Genomic DNA, 19021 nt, shown 5'->3' with positions numbered 1-19021 from the left:
CACCGCCCGCTCACGGCCGCACCATCCACACCAGCAGCATCTCCGCCGGCGCGTTCGCCATCCCCGCCGGCGGATGCTCGATCGCCGGCTCGACCGACAGCGCCTTCGCCATCGTCGCCGCATCGTCGATCGTCGTCGTGCGCACGATCGTCATCAGTCGCGCCGGCCGGTGCAGCGTCTCGCGATACAGCGCGCCGTACCACAACGGCCGCATGCCGAGCGCGTCCTGCAACACGTACGGATAACGCCACAGCCGCAGCACGAGTCGGCTTTCCGGCTGTCCCGGATCGACGCGCACGAACACGCGGCGCGTACTTTCGCCGTGCGTGTAGCGCGGCAGCACCGGCAGCGCCTCGGCCGGCGCCTGCGGCAGCAGCCAGCGCAGCGCGGTGGCCGGCGACCACGGCGTCGCGCGCTGCCAGCCGGCCTGCGCGAGATGCCGGTCGAGCGTGTCCGACGTCGCGCTCCATTGCAGCGGCAGATATTCCTCGCGGTCGCCGCCGATCTCGGTGCGCCGCACCGGCACGCGCTGCCACCCGCCGCGCAGCCACTGGTCGACGGTCATCGCGACCACGTCGCCGACATGCGGGCGCGCCGCGCGGTCGAGCTGCCATTGCGCGGGAACCGTCCATACCCCGGCCGTCGCGAGCACCACCGTCACCGCGACGAGCGCGCCCCTCGGCTGCACGTGCTCGCGCACGCGCCAGTACGCATAGGCGCCGGCCAGCAACGCGAACCAGGCGAGCCCGAGACTCCAGCCGCCCAGCAGGCCCGACAGCCACGTGTCGCCCACATACAGCCGCGCGAAGCCGCCGAGCACGATCCACAACACCACCGCCGTCACGACCGGAATCCGCCACCGCGCGGGCCGGTCGCGCGCGAGCACCCAGCCGAGGCCGCTGCTCGCGAGAATCGCGAACGCCGCTTCGGCATCGGGCAGCGGCACGTGCGGCGCACCGGGCGGCAAGCTCGCGGGCGTCGCGCCGGGTATGCCCGCGCCGAACACCGGCCCGAGCACGACGGCGACGCCGACCGTCACGAGCCACCACGCGGCCGTCAGCCAGCAGCGATGGATCATCAGCCAGACGAGAAACGCGGCCGCGACGATCAGCCCGGTATCGTGCCCGTGCAGCACGGCAAGCGCGCGCATCGTGGCGTCCACCGGCGGCGTGCGCAGGTTCTGCAGGAACGCATACAGCGCGATGTCCGCGTGCATCAGCGGATCGTTCGCGACGACATCCTGTACAAGGCCCGCGAACAGCCACACGCAGCCGATGAACAGCAGCGCGAGCACGGGCACCGCGCCGGGCAGGCCGCGCACATACGCGATCGTGCCGTGCAGCCGCGCACCGAAGCGCGGCCAGCGGCGCGCGCAGGCGTGCAAGCCGTCGACGAGCGCACGGCGCAACAGCGGCCAGCCGCGCCGCAACGCGACCCGCACGCCGATCCACACGAGCGCGACGAGCGCCGCGACCACCAGCAGGATCACGGCGACCCGCACGCTGATCGCCGCGGCCAGCGCGGCCGACGCGCCGAACAGGATGCCCGGCGCGACGTGCACGGGCGCCCAGATGAGCGCCGAGACGACGTTGACCGGATAGAACGACCGGCGCGGCAGCGTCGCGCAGCCGACCACGACCGGCACGACCGCGCGCACCGGCGCAAGAAAACGCGCGAGCACGATGCTCTTCATGCCATGGCGCAGCACGAACTCCTCGCCGCGCGCGAAGGCGGCCGCATAGCCGAAGCGCGCCCATGCGTTGCGGATCACGCCGCGGTAGTGCCGCCCGAGTTCATAGCTGATCCCGTCGCCGATCACGGCGCCGACCGCCGCGACACCGATGGTCGTCCAGGCGTCGAGCGCGCCCGCGCCGATCAGCGCACCGGCCGCGAACATCACGGCGCCGGCCGGCACGACCGTGCCGATCAGCGCGATCGCCTCGGCGCAGGCCGCCATGAACACGATCGCGAGCACGAGCAGCGGATGTGCGCCGATCGCGCCGATCCATGCGTGGATCGTGTCGCTCATCGCACGCGCCTCGGCGGAGCGACCCGGTGTGCGGACACCGGGCCGGTGATGGCATGGGGAATGTTCATCGGGCGGTGCGCGCGGTCGCGCCGGCGGGGCGGGTCAATCGAACTCGTGCTGCCGCGCGTCGGCCTCGAGCGGCGCGTCGTGGTAGCCGACCGTCGCGATCTCCTGCAGATAGCGCGCGAGAAACGCGCCGATCGAGCCGGCAGCCTCGTACTGATGCACGTGGCGCAACTCGTGGGTCAGCAGGCGGCGCGTGTCCTGCCCGCGCAGCACGTACACCGCATGGCCAAGCGTGAGCCCGATCGTCCCCGGCGCCAGGAGCCCCGAGTCGCGGGCGATCGCGGCCAGCGACGGCACCTCGGGGAACGGCATGCGGTCGACGGTCACCACGCGGACCCGCTCGGGCTGCGCGACGCCCACCGTGCGCGCGTCGTCGGCCTGCTCGGGCGTCAGCGGCGCCCCCTGCGCGATCCCGCGCGCCGCCTCGGCTTCCGCCCATGCAACGGCAGCGGGCAGTGCGGACGGCAGGATATCGGCAAGATCGATCATCGCGGGGCTCCTCGGGGGGGTGTAGTGGCATCGGGCACCAGTTTAGTCCCGAATCGGAACGGTTCGCGGGGTAGCGCGCGACACGACGGGCCGCCTCTTCACCGTCTCAATAATAATCAGGGAATACCCTGATTTCCGCCGGCTCCGCCGCCTGCCTTTTCCCTGGGATTGTTTCGTTTCAGTACACATTCCACGTTCGGCTATCTCGAAAATTTCCCGGATGTGTACCGTTTTCGGATTCGGCGGAATATATTGATCAGAAGAACAGCCGCGGCGACACCCGGACAGCAGGGCGCGGCGTCATCCCGAAGAGGATCGCTAGATGATCAGGGTAATTCTGGCTGACGATCACGCAGTCATGCGGGACGGACTGCGTTACATCCTGGAAACGGCCGGCGGTTTCGAAATCGTCGGCGAGGCGAGCGACGGCTCGGCCACGCTTGCGCTGGTCGAGCGCGGCGCCGCCGACGTGCTGCTGCTCGACCTGTCAATGCCCGCGCCGACCGGCATCGAGCTGATCCGGCTGGTGAAACGCCACGCGCCGTCGCTGCGCACGCTGGTGCTGACGATGCATGCGGAGGCGCAGTACGCGGCGCGGGCGTTCAAGGCCGGCGCAACCGGCTACCTGACGAAGGACAGCGCGACCGCCGAGCTCGTCGAGGCGGTCGGCAAGGTGGCCGCGGGCGGCGTCTACGTGAGCCCGTCGGCGGCCGAGAGCCTCGCGCTCACGCTGCGCACGCCGGCCGCCGCGCTGCCGCACGAACGGCTGTCCGCGCGCGAGTTCGACGTGATGCGCCGCATCGTCGCCGGCCAGACCGTCACGCAGATCGCGACCGAACTCGCGCTCAGCGCAAAGACGGTCAGCACCTACAAGACCCGGATCCTCGAGAAGATGGAACTGCCGCACGAAGCCGCGCTGGTCCGCTACGCGGTGCGCCACGAACTCGACCCCGGCGGCGACGCATGACCGCCGCCTTCCGCTTCCCGCCCTCATCCCCGCCCCCGCCCGCGGACGACGACGAACCGGACGCGTCGCGCCTGTTCATGTCGTCGCTGCCGCCGGGCCGGCGCGAACGGCGGTTCGCACTCGCGACCGTCCTCATCTCCGCCGTGATCTTCGCCGCGCTTGCACCGTTCGCGGGCAGGCCGCTTGCGCCGGGCTGGGCGTTCATCCCCGTGTACCAGTCGGCAATCGTCGTCAACGACATGGTGACCGCCGGCCTGCTGCTCGGCCAGTACGCGATCCTGCGCCAGCGGCCGCTGCTCGTGCTCGCGGGCGGCTACCTGTTCACGGGTTTCATGGCCGGCACCCACATGCTGACCTTTCCCGGGCTGTTCGCACCGACCGGCCTGCTCGGCGGCGGCGACCAGACCACCGCCTGGCTGTACCTGTTCTGGCACGGCGGCTTTCCGCTGGCGGTCGCCGCGTACGCGCTGCTGCGCGCGAAGTCGCGTGCGCCGGGGCCGATCCCGGCCCCGCAGCGCCGCGCGGCGATTCCGATCGTGCTGTGCATCGCGGCCGCGATCGGCGCGACCGTCGCGCTCGCGCTGCTCGCGACGGCCGGCCACGACCTGCTGCCGCGCATCATGAACGGCAACCGGATGGCCGCGACGATGACGAACGCGATCACGATCGTCTGGGGGCTGAACCTGGTCGCACTGATGCTGATGTGGCGGCGGCGGCGGCGCCATTCCGTGCTCGACCTGTGGGTGATGACGGTGCTCGTCGCGTGGCTGTTCGACATCGCGCTGTCGTCGATGCTGAATCACGGGCGCTACGACCTCGGCTTCTACGCGGGGCGCGCGTACGGCCTCGTCGCGTCCGGCGTCGTGCTGTTCGCGATGCTGTTCGAGAACGGCCGGCTGCATGCGCAGACGGTGCGCGCGCTGGCCGGCGCGCGCTACCAGCATCTGCTCGTCGTGCAGAAGAGCGCGCAGCTGAACGACGCGAACGAACGGCTCGAACAACGCGTCGCCGCGCGCACCGCGCAACTGAGCGCGTCGAACCGCGACCTGCGGCGCGAAGTCGAGGACCGCGTGCGTGCCGAGCGGGCGTTGCAGGCGTCGCGCGAGGAGCTGCGCGAGATCGCCGCGATCAGCGCGAGCGCACGCGAAGCCGAGCAGCGCCGCATCGCACGCGAGCTGCACGACGAACTCGCGCAGACGCTCGCGACGCTGAAGAACGATCTCGAATGGCTGATCGACCGCGTGCCGCAGGACGATGCGCAGTTGGCGCGCAAGATCGCGGCGATGCACGCGCTGGCGCGCGGCGCGGTGGCCGCGACGCGCCGCATCGCGTCGGACCTGCGCCCGCTGATGCTCGACGATCTCGGCTTCGCCGCGGCGATGCAGTGGCTCGTGGAGGATTTCCGGCACCGTCACGGCATCGAGTGCACGCTGCATGTCGAGCCGCCCGAGCTGCAGCTCGACGAGCCTTACGCGACGGCGGTGTTCCGCATCGCGCAGGAAGCGCTCGCGAACGTCGCGCGGCACGCGGCCGCGTCGCATGCGACAGTCGAACTCGTGCATGCGAGCCATGCGATCGAGCTGACGATTCGCGACGACGGCGCGGGGTTCGATCCCGGCGTGCCGCGCAAGTCGGGATCGTTCGGGCTGGTCGGGTTACGCGAGCGCGCGTATCTCGTCGGCGGCACGCTGCGGATCGCGACGACGCTCGGCGAAGGGACGACGGTCGAGGTGGAGATTCCGCTGGCGCCTGCGCAAGTGACGGTCGCGCATGGTGGGGTTGGGGGCGCGCGCGGGTAGATGAACCCCGCGCGCCGCGCGCGGTGACAGCATCGGCGTAACGCTACAATCCCTGGCCATCACCGTCCCTCGTCCTTGCGCGCTGATGCGCCAGCCGATCGCATTCCGCCTATTCACGATGAAATCCATCCTGAGCTATCCGCTCTTCTTTCTCGCCGCCCTGGCCGGCTGGCTGGCCGTATCGCTGCTGTGCTGGCCCGTCCTGCTCGCCCTTCAGGCCCTGACGACGGCCGTGTTCATCCCGCATCCGGCCGGCAGCTACATCGGGCTCGGGTTCGTGTCGACCGCGCGGTTCCTGGATTTTCCGTCGACCTTCGTCGGCGCCTACTCGGTGCCGTTCATGAACGTGCCGCTCGGGTTCATCGCGATCGCCTGGTGGTTCGGCACGGTGCTCATCGTGCAACCCACCTACGCGCGCTACCGCGTCATGGTGCGCGGCCGCCCGTCGGCACGGGCCGTCCTGTGGCGCGGCGCCCGCTCGTGGCTGATCTTCACGGCGGTGCTCCTCGTCATCGCAACGCCTTTCCTGCGGCGCTACGAGATCGTCACACCCGATCACCTCTACGTCCGACACCTGTTCGACTGGCACGAGCGCGCGTATCCGCTCGCGTCGCTGAAGGAGATCCACGTGGACGATCCCGGTACCAGCCGCGGCATCGTCACGTGGGACTTCATTTTCGACGGCGACAACCGCTTCACGACGACCGCCCCCGACATCCACGCGCTCAAATACCTGCTGTCGAACACGCACGCTACAGCCAACTTCACGTTCGTCGGGAACGAGTTGATGAAGCGATAACACCACGCCCCCTCACGCGCGCGCCGCCACCATCCCCCGCTCCGAGCGCGTCCACGCGACCAGCGCGCCGATCCCGAGCAACGCGAGACACACGATCGGCACGATCATCGGGCCGAACGCGGTGCCCGTCACCTTGCCGGCAAACGGCATCAGGTTCTGGCTGAAGAAGCCGCCGAGGTTGCCGATCGAGTTGATCGCCGCGACGCTCGCCGCCGCCCGCGCGCCGGTGAAGTAGCGCGGCGGCATCGACCAGAAGCACGGATACAGCAGCGGGATGCATGCGCCACCGAGCACCAGCGCGATGAAGCGCAGCGGCGTCGACGGCAGCACGAGGCTCAGCAGGAAGCCGAGCGCACCGAGCGCCGCGACGATCGCGATCGTGCGCAGGATGCTCTTCGCGCGGCGCAGCTTCGCCGGCAGCCACAACAGCAGCAGCACCGCGAGCGCCCACGGCAGCATGCTCAGGAAGCCGTTCATGCTGCTCGACACGCCGAACGATTTCACGAGCGTCGGCAGCCAGTACGTCACGCCGTACAGCGACGTCGACATCAGCATGTAGGTCGCCGCGAACAGCATCACGCGCGGATCGAGCAGCGCCTTCCACGGCTGCCCATGCTCGGCCTTCGCGGGCTTCTCGCGTTCGAGCGCGGCCTCGACGATCTGCTTCTCGCGGTCGTCGAGGAAACGTGCGTCGCGCACCGACGCGGGCAGCACGCGGAACACGACGACCGCGACGATCACCGCCGGGATGCCCGTCGCCACGAACACCCACTGCCAGCCCGCCAGCCCCCATACGCCGTTCAGGCTCAGCAGCACGCCGCCGACCAGCGAGCCGAGCATGTTCGCGAGCGCGCTGCCGAGCGTGAAGATGCCGAGCACCTTCGCGCGGTAGCTCTGCGGGAACCACAGCGTCAGGTAGTAGATCACGCCCGGATAGAAACCGGCCTCGGCGATACCGAGCACGAAGCGCAGCCCGCAGAACGCGGGCATCGACGTCGTGAAGCCCATCAGCACGGTGATGAGCCCCCACGTCAGCATGATCCGCGCGAGCCACACGCGTGCGCCGTAGCGATGCAGCGCGAGCGTGCTCGGCACCTCGAACAGCAGGTAGCCGATGAAGAACAGCGACGACGCGAGCCCGAACGCGGCTTCCGTCATCCCGAGGCTGTGCACCATCTGCAGCTTCGCGAAGCCGACGTTCTGCCGGTCGATGAACGCGATCAGGAACATCACGACGAGGATGGGCATCAGGCGCCGCGCCATCTTCGACATGATGCGCTGCTCTTCGGCGGACGCGGGGTCCAGGGTTTCGGTGGCGTTCACTTGAGGCTCCTTGCGTGAAACGGTTGCATAGCGGTTGAATCGGCGCTGCGCGCGACAAGCGCGCAGGCACGAGGTATTTCGATGAAAGGGTGCGGCGGCATCAACCCGATCGATAGTCGTCGAGCATCGGCGCGAACATCTCGTGCCACGCCCGCGGCTTCGCCTTGATCGTGCCGGCGAGGTACAGGAATTCGACGTAGTCCATCAGCTGGTTCGGCAGCACCGAGAAGCGCGTGTCCGGCGCGGCGAGCATCCGCATCACGTCGTCGTGCGACACGCCGACGCCCGACGACGCCGCATAGAGCGCGGCCGCCGCGCGCGGGTCCTGCGCGATCTGGCGGTTCGCTTCGTCGAGCGCGCCGAGAAACGCGCTGGCCAGCGCGGGCTCCGTGTCGACGAGCCGCTTCGGTGCGAACACGACGTCGAGCGTCAGCGGGCCGAGCACGTCGACCGAATTCACGACGCGGTGAATGCCCGGCTGCCGCAGCTCGAGCGTCGAGAACGGCGGCGACGTGAAGTGCGCGGTGACGCCGTTCTCGCGGCGAATCAGCGCCTGCATCGCCTGCGGATGCGGCAGGTTCACGGTGATCGAATCGAGCTGCGCGAAATGCTTCGGGCCGAGCTGCCGGCTCGCGACCATCTGCAGCACCACCGCCGACAGCGACGTGCGGATGCCCGGCACCGCGATCCGGTCGGCCGGCGTGAAGTCGCGCAGCGACACGAGGCCCGGCCGGTTCGCGTTCAGCGACAGCGACGTGGTCGACAGCCCGCTGATGCCGATCACCTCGACGTTCGGAATGCCGCGCGCCCGCGCCCACAGCTCGATGAAACCCGGCGCGCCGGCCCCGGCGAAATCGAGCGTGCCGGCCATCATCGCGTCGTTGACGGAATTGCCGCCGTCGAGCAACACCCAGTCGACCGCGACGTCGCGCACGCCGTGGCGTGCCGCGTGCCGCTCGAACAGCCGCTGCTTCTCCATCACGAGAAGCGGCAGGTACAGCACGCCATAGCCTTTGGAAATCCGCACTGTGCGCGGCTTCGCGCGCACGAGCGCAGGCGCGGCGAGCACGCCGAGGCCGGCGGCGATCAACGCGCGGCGGCGCGGCGACGTCGTCATGCGCCGGCCTTCCCTGCACGAGCGGCACGAGCGGCAAACGCCGGGCGGTCGGGGCCCGCTTCGCCGCACCGGCGAGCGCCGGCCGGCGACGCGCCGAACCGCGCGTTCGTCGCACCCGTTTGCTGCTGCATGTTGCCGTCTCCTGTGGTTCTGGTATTAATGGCCGTCCTTGCATCGTCCGGCTCGACACAGGTTATCGACCGAGTCTGAGAAAATGCTGACATCCCGGCCCCGGGAAAACCCCTAACCCACCCACCTGCGAAACGGCACCATGCGCATTCTCGTCGTGGAGGACGATGCCGAAATCGGCGCCGCGATCCGCAGCCGCCTGGCGCGGCTCGGCCACGCCGTCGATCTCGAAACCGACGGCGCGACCGCGCACGGGCTGCTGCGCGTCGAGCGCTTCGACCTCGTCGTGCTCGACGCGAACCTGCCCGGCATGGACGGCTTCACGGTGCTGCGCCACCTGCGCGCATCGGGCAGCACGACGCCCGTGCTGCTCGTCACCGCGCGCTCGGCGATCGACGACCGCGTAAGCGGCCTCGGCCTCGGCGCCGACGACTACCTGGTGAAACCGTTCGACTACCGCGAGCTCGATGCGCGCGTGCAGGCGCTCCTGCGCCGCAACAGCGGCCACGCGAACGACGTGCTGACGCTCGGCGGCCTCGTGATCGACCGCAGCAGCCGCCTCGCGGAACTCGACGGCCAGCCGCTGTCGCTGTCGCGCCAGGAATTCGCGCTGCTCGAGATCCTTGCCAGCCGCCCGCAGCGGATCTTCTCGAAGGATGAACTGCTGAACCAGCTGTTCAGCTTCGGCAACGAGCCGACCACGAACGCGGTCGAGCAATACGTGACCCGTGTGCGCAAGAAACTGCAGGGCAGCTCGGTCGAGATCCGCACCGCGCGCGGGATGGGGTATCAGATTGCGGCGCACTGACTGGTTCCCGAAGACGCTGTTCGGACGCACGCTGCTCTTCATCGCGCTCGTCGTCGCGACCGGCGCGCTCGCGCTCGCGGCGATCGCGCGCTACTACGCGGGCGTCGCGGCCGAACGCGCGTACGACCAGTTGCTTGCGGGCGCATCGATCCAGGTCGCGGAAAACCTCTACGTGCAGGGCGGCGTGCTCGCGCTGAATCCGCCGGTGGCCGCGCTGTCGACGCTGTCGCGCTACGACCTCGTCTACTACAAGGTGGTCGATTCGCGCGGCATCGTCGTGGCCGGCTACAACGATCTCGCGAGCCCCGCGACGCTCGCCGCCGCGAAACAGGGCCCCGCGTTCGCGAACGGCCTGTACCAGGGGCACCGGATCCGCACCGCGACCATCGCGCGCTACATGCCCGAGGAAAGCACGCCGGGCTGGGCGCTCGTGACGGTCGCGCAAACCACCAACGCGCGCCAGCAGCTCACGAACGACATGAGTTTCAAGGTGTGGACGCTGATCCTGCTGATGAGCGTGCTCGCGATCGGCGCGAGCGGCCTCGCGATCCGGCGCGGCCTGCGTCCGCTCGCGCAGATCGGCACGATCATCGCCGCGCGCGACCCGGCCGACCTGCGGCCAGTGGCCGTCGACACGCCGAGCGAGATCGACGCGATCATCGGGTCGATCAACGGGCTGATGCACCGCCTCGCCGAGCGGATCAACGCGATGCAGCGCTTCATCGCCGATGCCGCGCACCAGATGCGCACGCCGCTCGCGCGGCTCGACGCGCAGATCGAGCTGCTCGACGGCGAATCCGATCCCGCGCGTCACGCAGCGCGGCTCGATGCGCTGCGTGCGACCTCGTCGGACGTCGGCCGGCTCACCGGCCAGCTCCTCAATCATGCGATGGTGATCCATCGCACCGAGGCCGTGCCGCTGCAACCCGTCGAACTCGTCGCGCTCGCGAAGGACGTGCTCGGCCGCGCGATTCCGCTCGCGGGTGAGCGCGATGTCGCCGTCGCGTTCGCGAGCGACGCGCCGCTCGCGTGGATCGACGGCGACGCGATCAGCCTGCAGGAAGCGCTGTCGAACGTGCTGCACAACGCGCTGCTGCATGGGCATGCGGACGACATCGTCGTGTCGGTCGCGACGCAGGGCAACGCGGACGATGCGGTGACGCTGACCGTCACCGACAACGGTCGCGGGATTCCGCGCGAGCACTGGGACGCCGCGCTGCAGCCGTTCGTGCGGATCGCGCCGGACGGCAGCGAGCGGCGCACGGGGTCGGGCCTCGGGCTTGCGATCGTGCAGGAAGTGATGAAGGCGCACGGCGGGCGCGTCGGGTTTGCGTTTCCCGAGGCGGGCGGGTTTGCGGTAGTGCTGACGTTTCCGCGCGCGGCGGGGAGCGGCGAGGAGGAGGCATGAACCGACGGACCCGGGCCGGTTCATGCACATGCGAGGCAGGCGCTCAATCGTCGCTGTCGTCATCGAAGCGGTTGCGCTCCGCATGCCGCGCGACCAGCCGGTCCAGCTCGTCATACTGACGATCGCAGAATAGCCGGCACAACGTATCGACATCCGCGCGCGTGTCGACGTCGATCGTATCGACATGCTGCTCCAGCTTGCCCTTGCCGATCCCGAACAGCCCCTTTTTCATCCTCATCGAGACGGCATTCAGCTGGAAGCCGCCCGCGTGCGCATCGCTCAGCGCGGTCACCCACAACTCCCGCTGATCGTCGACATGCTGCAGCACGAGGGCCGGCAACGGGCCGTCCTGCGTGTTGTCCCATTCGGCATGCTGCGCCGCCCACGGGAACGCGTCGAACGCCTGCGTGAACGACGGATAATCCGTCGCGCCCTGCGGATCCAGTTGCTCGAATGCGTAGCCGACTTTCTGAACGGAATAGGTCAACATGGTGCGGCGCTCCCGGTGGCGGTGATGGCGACTGAGCGCCAATCTACCTGACAATCCGGCGTCTATCACCGTTTTTTGCCCCGCCGCCCCGCCCGCTACGCCGCCACCGCCTCCCCGCCGAGATACGCATCGCGCACACGCTCGTCGTCGAGCAGCGTCTTCGCGGGCCCTTCGAGCACGACGCGTCCCGTCTGCAGCACGTATCCGTAATGCGCGATCTCCAGCGCGAGGCTCGCGTTCTGTTCGACCATGAACACGGTCACGCCCTGCCGGTTGATCGCGTCGATCAGCTCGAGCACCTTGTCGACATAGAGCGGCGACAGCCCCATCGTCGGCTCGTCCATGCAGATCAGCTTCGGCCGCGCCATCAGCGCCCGCGCCATCGCGAGCATCTGCTGCTCGCCGCCCGACAGCGTGCCCGCGCGCTGCGTCAGCCGTTCGCGCACACGCGGAAACAGGTCGAGCACGCGCTCGTAGTCCTCCGCCACCGCAGCACGGTCGCCACGCGTGTACGCGCCCATCAGCAGGTTCTCGCGCACGCTCATGTCGCCGAACAGCCGCCGCGCCTCGGGCACGGCCGCGATCCCGCGCCGCACGCGCTGCGGCGTGGCGAGCGCCGTCACGTCGTCGCCGTCGAAGCGCACGACGCCGCGGCGCGGCCGCATCAGCCCGAGGATCAGCTTCATCGTCGTCGACTTGCCGCTCGCGTTGCCGCCGAGCAGGCTGACGATCTGCCCGCGGCCCACTTCGAAGTTCACGTCGAAATGCACCTGCACCGGCCCGTAGAACGTGTCCAGGTGTTCGAGTTTCAGCAGCGCATCGGTCATGGTCGTGTCGGGTCCGGAAGAAAGTGCCGTCATGCGGCCGCCTGTGCCGTGCGGTCGGCCGGCGCGCCGCCCGCATGCCGGCGGCCGAGGTACGCCTCGATCACGCGTGGATCGTGCCGCACGTCGCGCGGCGCGCCTTCGGCGATCTTCACGCCGTTGTCGAGCACCATCACGCGGTCGGACACGCGCATCACGAGTTCGAGCTTGTGCTCGATCAGCAGGATCGTCAGGCCGCGCGCCTTCAGCGACTGGATCAGCTGCAGCATCTCGGCCGTCTCCGTCTCGTTCATCCCGGCGGTCGGCTCGTCGAGCAGCAGCAGGCGCGGGTGCAGCGCAAGCGCGCGGCCGATCTCCACGCGCCGCCGGTTCGCATACGACAGGCTGTGCGCCGGATGATCGATGCGCGGCGTCAGCCGCTCGCCGAACCCGGCGACGATCGCGCGCGCCTCGTCGCGCAGCGCGGCTTCCTCGCGCCGCACCGCCGCGGGCCGCACGAGCGCGCGCAGCACCTCGGCCGCCGCACCCAGCGCGGGCCAGCCCGGCCGGGCCGCGCGCAGCCGCGCATGCGCACCGATCAGCACGTTGTCGAGCACGCTCAGGTTGCCGAACACGCGTCCGTGCTGGAACGTGCGCGCGATGCCGAGCGTCGCGAGGCGTTCGGGCGCGGTGCCCGTGATGTCGCGGCCGTCGAACGTCACGCGGCCGGCATCGGGCCGGTCGGCGCCCGCGATCAGGTTGAACAGCGTCGACTTGCCCGCGCCGTTCGGCCCGATCACGCTCAGCAGTTCGCCTTCGGCGAGTGACAGGCTCGCGCCGTCGAGCGCGGTCACACCGTCGAAGCGGCGCGTCAGGCCCTGCACGTCGAGCAAGGGTGGATGGGTGGTCATCGCGTTCCTCCTCACACCGTGCCGAGCAGGCCCTGCGGCCGGAACCGGACGAGCAGCAACAGCACGAGGCCGTAGATCAGCATCCGGTAGTCGGCCGCCCAGCGGAACAGCTCGGGCAGCCCGATCAGCGCGATCGCGCCGGCGATGCCGCCGAGCACGTTGCCGAGCCCGCCGAGGATCACCATCGTCAATGCGAGGATCGACACCTGCGAATCGAAGGTCTGGTGATTGATGTAGCTGTACAGGTGCGCGGCGATCCCGCCGCTCACGCCGGCCGCGACGCCGCCGACCGCGAACGCGATCGCCTTGTAGCGGTTCGGTGCGATGCCGTGCGCACGCGCGGCGACGTCGTCCTCGCGCACCGCGCGCAGCGTGCGGCCGAGATGCGAGCGCAGCAGCCGCACCTGCACGAGCGCGAACCCGACGAGCACCGCGAACGTGAACCAGTACGCCGCACGTGCGGTCGTCGCCCACGGCAGCGGCGCGATGCCGGTGATGCCGAGCGGGCCGCGCGTGAGGCCGTCCCAGTTCAGGATCACGAGGCTCACCACTTCGCCGATGCCGAGCGTCGCGATCGACACGTAGTGCCCGCGCAGCCGGAACGCCGGATACACGAGCAGCGTGCCGAGCACGGCGGTGATCACGCCCGCGCACGGGATCGTCACGGCCGGCGACCAGCCGAGATCCGACGACAGCAGCGCCGACGCATACGCGCCGATCACGAGCAGCGCCGCGTGGCCGAGCGAGATCTGCCCGACCGTGCCCGCCACCAGCGTGAGACTCAGCGCGAGCAGCCCGTACAGCCACGCGTTGGTCAGCGTCTGCAGCACGTATGGCGACGCGCCGAGCCACGGCAGCACGGCCGCCGCCACGATCAGCGCAACGAGGACCGGACGCGGCACGCGCACGGCCTTCGCGGCCGCGAGGAAGGTGCCCGTCATCGGCTCGGGCGGCAGCGCGCGGTTCGCGCTGAACAGCCCGTTCGGCCGCCACACGAGGAACACGATCAGCAGCCCGAACGCGAACAGGTCGCGATAGCTTGTGCCGAACAGCGCGACGCCGTAGCTTTCGACGAGACCGAGCAGCAGGCTGCCCGCGATCGCGCCCGGCACGTTGCCGAGCCCGCCGATCAGCAGCGCGACCACGCCCTTCAGCGTGGCCTGGAAGCCCATCGCCGGATCGATGCTGTTGTAGTACATGCCGACCAGCAGCCCGCTCACGCCGCCGAGCGCGCACGCGATCGCGAACACGGTCTGGTTGACGCGGTCGACGTCGACGCCCATCTGCAGCGCCGCGTCGCGATCCTGCGCGGTCGCGCGCACCGCCCAGCCGAGCCGTGTGAAGCGCAGGAAGCCGTACAGCAGCGCGGCCGCCGCGATGCCGATGCCCGCGATCAGCAGGTCGAGCGAGCCGAGCGTCGCGCCGGCGATCCGCAGATGCCAGTCGGGCAGCGGCGTCGGCACCGCGCGCGGGTCGGCGCCGAACGCGAGCTGCGCGAGCTGGTCGAGGATGAAGCTGATGCCGATCGTCGCGAGCAGCGGCGCGATGCGTGCCGCGTGGCGCAGCGGCCGCAAGCCGATCCGTTCGATCGCGATGCCGAGCGCACCGCAGCCGACGACGACCGCCGCCAGCGCCGCCGGCAGCGGCAGCCCGAAGCGCGTCAGGCACAGCCAGCCGATGAACGCGCCGACCATGTAGACCGAGCCGTGCGCGAAGTTGATCAGGTGCGACACGCCGAAGATCAGCGCGAGTCCGACCGCGAGCAGCGCGTAGATGTTGCCGACGATGAGGCCGTTGAGCGTGTAGTCGAGCCAGGAAGCCATCACGATGCGTCCGTTACATGCATGCTGTTCAGGGCCGGGCTCAACGCGCGGCGAGCTGCGGTTTCGCGCCGTCCCACAGCGCCCACTGCCCTTGCTTCACGACCAGATACACGGTGCGTGCGCCCGCGACGCGACGCGTCTGCGGATCGAAGCGCACCTTGCCGAAGATCACGCTCGGCACGTCGCTGATTTTTGCGAAGCCGTCGTGCGCGGCCTGGCGCGTCGTGCCGTAGCGGCGCAGCACTTCCGCCGACAGGATCAGCGCATCGTATGCACGCGCGACGAACGAATCGGGATCGGCGTGGAATTTCGCGCGATAGCGCTGCACGAACGCCTGCACCTCGGGGCGCGGTTCGGCCGGGAAGAAGTTCGATTCGGTATAGACGCCGTCGACGGCCGTGCCACCCAGTTCGAGGAACTTCGGCGAGTACACGGAGCCGACCGCCGCGATCGGCAGCGTGAGCCCCGATGTACGCGCCTGGCGCACGATCTGCGCACCGTCCGCGTAGTAAGAGATCAGCACGATCGAATCGGGCTTCGATTCGCCGATGCGCACGAGCGTCGAGCGGAAATCCTTCTCCGCCGGCTGATAGCCTTCGGCCGCGACGACCTGCGCGCCGAGCCCGGCCACCGCCTTCGCGAAGATGTCCTTGCTGGTGCGGCCCCAGTCGGTGTTCAGGTACAGCACCGCGATCCGCTTGAAGCCGAGCTCCTTCACCGCGTAGCGCGCGAGCAGCGGCTGCTCCTCGGCCTGGCTCAGCGCGGTGCTCCACAGATAGTCGCCGCCCTTCGTGAAGTCCGGATGCGAGTTCGTGAAGCCGAACTGGATCAGCTGCCCGCGCTGGTAGATCGGCGATGCGGCCATCGACGTCGCGCTGGAGAAGTCGCCCAGCTCGATCGCGATGCGCGGATCGGCGACGAACTTCTGCGCGATCGCCACGGCCTGGCGCGGGTCGCTGCGACTGTCCTGGAAGTCGACCGCGAGCGGACGGCCGTGAATGCCGCCGCTGCCGTTGATCTCGTCGAGCGCGAGATCGAAGCCGCGCTTCCATTGTTCGCCGTACTGCGCATCCTGCCCCGTCAGCGGCCCGCTCACGCCGATCACCACCGGCTCGCCCGACACGCCCGCCGCGAGCGCGCCGCCCGTCGACAAGCCCCATGCGGCAGCGAGCGCCGCCACCGTGCCCAGCACGCGCCGCCATGCGCCGCGTGCGTCGTTCCCCGAAACGTTCATGCGTCCCCCAGCCTCAGTCAGTCGAAAAGAGTGAGGGCATGTAACCACCCGGTTCAGGACGATCCAACGAAGTTTTGCGCATATCGATATCGTGCGCGGCGCGAAGGAGTGATGCTGGCGAGCGGCCATCCTCACTCCCCGCCTCGCGCGATGTATCCGCATGCAACGCATCACGTTGATTCGATTGGCGTTTCGTTCACGGCGCCGATCGCAACCTACGCTCAGGCACGCACCACCGGCCGTCGCAACGATCGGGCCCTTCGCAGTTTTCGCGCTGTCGATAGCAAAAATCATTATATGAATCACGCATGCTCACACTTCTACAATGCGCAAATCGCATCATCGGAAGGTGTCATGGAGCTGCATCAACTCGAAGCCTTTTCCGCGGTCATGTCGGCCGGCAGCGTGACCGGCGCGGGCGAACTGCTCGGCCGCTCGCAGCCGGCCGTCACGCGGCAGATCCAGGAGCTCGAAGCCGATCTCGGCTACGCGCTGTTCGACCGGCACGGCCCGCGCGTCACGCCGACGCGGCGCGCATTCCTGCTCTACGAGGAAGTCGAACGCTCGCTGGTCGGCCTGCGCGCGATCGAGGCGCGCGCCCGGGCGCTCGGCGATGAAAGCGCCGAGCCCGTGCGCATCGCGGCCACACCTTCGCTCGCGGCCACGCTCGTGCCGGCCGCGCTCGCCGCGCTGCCCGACGGCGCGCAGGCGCCCCACTACCAGTTGCGCAGCGAATCGGCCGAGCATGTCGTGCACGAGGTGCTGGCCGGCACGGCCGATGTCGGCGTCGTCACGCTGCCGATGGCGCACGCGGGGCTCGACGTGCACTGGATCGCGCAGACGCCTTGCGTGGCCGTGCTGCCGGCCGGCGACCCGCTCGCGGCGCAGCCGCGCATCGCGCTGCGCGATCTCGCCCGCCGCCGCATCGTGACGGTCGCGAACCGCCACCGGCTGCGCCAGCGGATCGATGCGGCCTTCGCGACCGCGCGGGTCGATGCACGCGTGTTCATCGAAACCAACGCGTCGCTGAATGCGGTGATGGCCGCGCGTGCAGGCATCGGGATCGGCATCGTCGATCCGGCAACAGGCGTGGCACTGCCGGTGGAGGGCGTCGTCGCGCGCCCGCTCGACGTCGACATCCCGTTCGCGTTCGGCATCGCGACGCCCGCCGGCAAAGCACGCACGTCAGCGGTCGATGCGCTGCTCGACGCGCTGCACCGTACGACGCGCGCGCTGCTCGACGACGTGATCTTTCACGACGCCGCCGCGCACGACGAATTGCTGCGCGGCGACCGGCTGCGCGCCGAGCGTGCGCCGCGTGGGGCAACCCGCACGACGCGTGCACGCCGGACCCGCCCGGAGGCCGCATGACGACGACCGATCCATTGCAGGCACTCGAAGCCCGGCTCGCGCAAGACCTGCGCTGGCTCGACCTGCCCGCGCCGTCTTGGGTGCCGCCGCGCGAGGCCGACGGCACACGCGTGCTCGACGTCGCGATCGTCGGCGGCGGCATGGCCGGGCTCGCGGCGTCCGCCGAACTGCGCCTGCTCGGCATCGACAACCAGTGCGTGATCGACCGCGCGCCGGCCGGCTACGAAGGCCCGTGGGTCACGTTCGCGCGGATGGACACGCTGCGCTCGCCGAAGCAGCTCGCGGGCCCCGCGCTCGGCCTGCCCGCGCTGACGTTCCGCGCGTGGTTCGAAGCGCAATACGGCCGCGACGCATGGGACGCGCTCTACAAGATTCCGCGCACGCAATGGATGGACTACCTGCGCTGGTACCGGCGCGTGCTCGACCTGCAGGTGCGCAACGACACCACGCTCGTCGCGCTGCGCCCGCGCGACGACGGCCTGCTCGCGCTCGACGTGCGCGGCAACGGCGAAGCGCAGACGCTGCTCGCGCGGCACGTGGTGCTCGCCACCGGCCGCGACGGGCTTGGCGGCCCCTACGTACCGCCCGTCGCGCAACGCACGCCGCGCACGCGCTGGGCCCATTCGTCCGAGCCGATCGATTTCGCGGCGCTCGCGGGCAAGCGGGTCGGCGTGGTCGGCGCGGGCGCGTCCGCGTTCGACAACGCGGGCACCGCGCTCGAAGCCGGCGCCGCGCGCGTCGACCTGTTCTTCCGCCGCACGGACATCCCGCGCATCAACAAGCTGACCGGCATCGGCAGCCCGGGGCTCGTGCATGGGTACGCCGATCTCGACGACGCGACGAAATGGCGCTTCATGCACTACGCGCTGACGTCGCAGACGCCGCCGCCGCGCGACAGCGTGCTGCGCGTGTCGCGTCACGAACACGCGCACTTTCATGCGGGCAGCCCGATCGAGACGCTCGCGGAACATGCGGACGGACTCGACGTGACGACGCCGCGCGGACGCTACACGGTCGACTTCCTGATCTTCGCGACCGGTTTTCATTCGGACTGGACGACGCGCGCGGAATTCGCGTCGTTCGGCGCGCAGGTGCGGCGCTGGAAGGATCGCTATCGACCGGAGCCGGGCATGTGGATCGACGAGCTCGCCGAATCGCCCGATCTCGGCCCCGCGTTCGCGTTCCAGGAGCGCGAGCCCGGCGCATGTGCGGCCATCACGCGAATTCACTGCTTCAACCATGCGGCGAGCCTGAGCCACGGCAAGCTGTCCGGCGATATCCCGGCCATCAGCGCGGGCGCCAGGCGGCTCGCGCACGGGATTGCGAGCCGGCTGTTCGACGCGGACCGCGATCGCCACTACGACGCGCTCGTCGCGTATGCCAACGCCGAACTGCAAGGCGACGAATGGCGCGACGCCGACGCATGAGCGCGCGTTCATCGATCACATTGACGAC

General features: G+C 69.8%; 16 protein-coding genes. 7 read left to right on the top strand and 9 right to left on the bottom strand.

Annotated elements, in window-relative coordinates; all coding sequences use genetic code 11:
- Positions 1–10 precede the first annotated feature (10 nt).
- Both CFB39_RS20595 and CFB39_RS20590 read right to left on the bottom strand, forming a co-directional pair.
- Positions 11–2029: a VTT domain-containing protein gene (locus tag CFB39_RS20595; RefSeq protein WP_089474231.1), complete on the bottom strand. Its 2019-nt coding sequence runs from the start codon at positions 2027–2029 to the stop codon at positions 11–13.
- A gap of 102 nt (positions 2030–2131) precedes the next feature.
- Positions 2132–2584 (bottom strand): hypothetical protein, encoded by a 453-nt coding sequence (locus CFB39_RS20590; RefSeq protein ID WP_089474230.1) that lies wholly within the window; start codon positions 2582–2584, stop codon positions 2132–2134.
- Positions 2585–2906: 322 nt separating this feature from the next.
- Here CFB39_RS20590 and CFB39_RS20580 point away from each other — a divergent pair, with 322 nt between their 5' ends.
- The 3 genes from CFB39_RS20580 to CFB39_RS20570 all read left to right on the top strand — a co-directional run bounded on the left by CFB39_RS20580 (position 2907) and on the right by CFB39_RS20570 (position 6149).
- Positions 2907–3551, top strand: a complete 645-nt coding sequence (locus tag CFB39_RS20580) for a response regulator transcription factor (protein WP_089474229.1) — start codon at positions 2907–2909, stop codon at positions 3549–3551.
- Complete coding sequence (locus CFB39_RS20575; RefSeq protein ID WP_089474228.1) at positions 3548–5350, top strand: sensor histidine kinase; 1803 nt, start codon at positions 3548–3550, stop codon at positions 5348–5350. The genes CFB39_RS20580 and CFB39_RS20575 overlap by 4 nt, the downstream gene beginning before the upstream one ends.
- A 118-nt stretch (positions 5351–5468) precedes the next feature.
- Positions 5469–6149, top strand: a complete 681-nt coding sequence (locus CFB39_RS20570; RefSeq protein ID WP_144030291.1) for a hypothetical protein — start codon at positions 5469–5471, stop codon at positions 6147–6149.
- A 12-nt stretch (positions 6150–6161) separates the two neighbouring features.
- On the opposite strand, the gene CFB39_RS20565 is transcribed toward CFB39_RS20570, so the two are convergent.
- Both CFB39_RS20565 and CFB39_RS20560 read right to left on the bottom strand, forming a co-directional pair.
- On the bottom strand, positions 6162–7472 hold the full coding sequence (locus CFB39_RS20565) for an MFS transporter (protein WP_089474226.1): 1311 nt from the start codon (positions 7470–7472) through the stop codon (positions 6162–6164).
- A 100-nt stretch (positions 7473–7572) separates the two neighbouring features.
- Positions 7573–8589 (bottom strand): ABC transporter substrate-binding protein, encoded by a 1017-nt coding sequence (locus tag CFB39_RS20560; RefSeq protein WP_089474225.1) that lies wholly within the window; start codon positions 8587–8589, stop codon positions 7573–7575.
- Between the two features lie 271 nt (positions 8590–8860).
- Here CFB39_RS20560 and CFB39_RS20555 point away from each other — a divergent pair, with 271 nt between their 5' ends.
- Entirely contained in the window at positions 8861–9526 is a 666-nt protein-coding gene (locus tag CFB39_RS20555) for a response regulator transcription factor (protein ID WP_069250848.1), read from the top strand.
- On the top strand, positions 9513–10934 hold the full coding sequence (locus tag CFB39_RS20550) for a sensor histidine kinase (protein ID WP_089474224.1): 1422 nt from the start codon (positions 9513–9515) through the stop codon (positions 10932–10934). Before CFB39_RS20555 ends, CFB39_RS20550 begins: the two co-directional genes overlap by 14 nt.
- A 43-nt stretch (positions 10935–10977) precedes the next feature.
- On the opposite strand, the gene CFB39_RS20545 is transcribed toward CFB39_RS20550, so the two are convergent.
- From CFB39_RS20545 to CFB39_RS20525, 5 genes are all read right to left on the bottom strand, one after another.
- Positions 10978–11424: a hypothetical protein gene (locus CFB39_RS20545; RefSeq protein WP_089474223.1), complete on the bottom strand. Its 447-nt coding sequence runs from the start codon at positions 11422–11424 to the stop codon at positions 10978–10980.
- 95 nt (positions 11425–11519) lie between these two features.
- A complete protein-coding gene (locus tag CFB39_RS20540) occupies positions 11520–12284 on the bottom strand; it encodes an ABC transporter ATP-binding protein (RefSeq protein ID WP_089474222.1) in 765 nt (254 codons plus the stop codon).
- Positions 12281–13138, bottom strand: coding sequence for an ABC transporter ATP-binding protein (locus tag CFB39_RS20535; protein WP_089474221.1), 858 nt, complete (start codon positions 13136–13138; stop codon positions 12281–12283). Before CFB39_RS20535 ends, CFB39_RS20540 begins: the two co-directional genes overlap by 4 nt.
- A gap of 11 nt (positions 13139–13149) precedes the next feature.
- The gene (locus tag CFB39_RS20530; RefSeq protein WP_089474220.1) at positions 13150–14961 is read right to left on the bottom strand and encodes an ABC transporter permease; all 1812 of its coding nucleotides are present in this window, start codon (positions 14959–14961) and stop codon (positions 13150–13152) included.
- A gap of 40 nt (positions 14962–15001) precedes the next feature.
- Entirely contained in the window at positions 15002–16195 is a 1194-nt protein-coding gene (locus CFB39_RS20525; protein WP_089474219.1) for an ABC transporter substrate-binding protein, read from the bottom strand.
- A 354-nt stretch (positions 16196–16549) separates the two neighbouring features.
- Between CFB39_RS20525 and CFB39_RS20515 the strand changes: the two genes are divergently transcribed.
- Both CFB39_RS20515 and CFB39_RS20510 read left to right on the top strand, forming a co-directional pair.
- The gene (locus CFB39_RS20515) at positions 16550–17566 is read left to right on the top strand and encodes a LysR family transcriptional regulator (RefSeq protein ID WP_089474218.1); all 1017 of its coding nucleotides are present in this window, start codon (positions 16550–16552) and stop codon (positions 17564–17566) included.
- A complete protein-coding gene (locus CFB39_RS20510) occupies positions 17563–18993 on the top strand; it encodes an NAD(P)-binding domain-containing protein (protein WP_089474217.1) in 1431 nt (476 codons plus the stop codon). Before CFB39_RS20515 ends, CFB39_RS20510 begins: the two co-directional genes overlap by 4 nt.
- The last annotated feature ends 28 nt before the right edge of the window (positions 18994–19021 follow it).

This window comes from Burkholderia sp. AU6039 (assembly GCF_002223365.1).
GTDB lineage: Bacteria > Pseudomonadota > Gammaproteobacteria > Burkholderiales > Burkholderiaceae > Burkholderia.
Note: the sequence above shows the minus strand (reverse complement) of the source record. Positions and strands in the feature narration are given on the sequence as shown.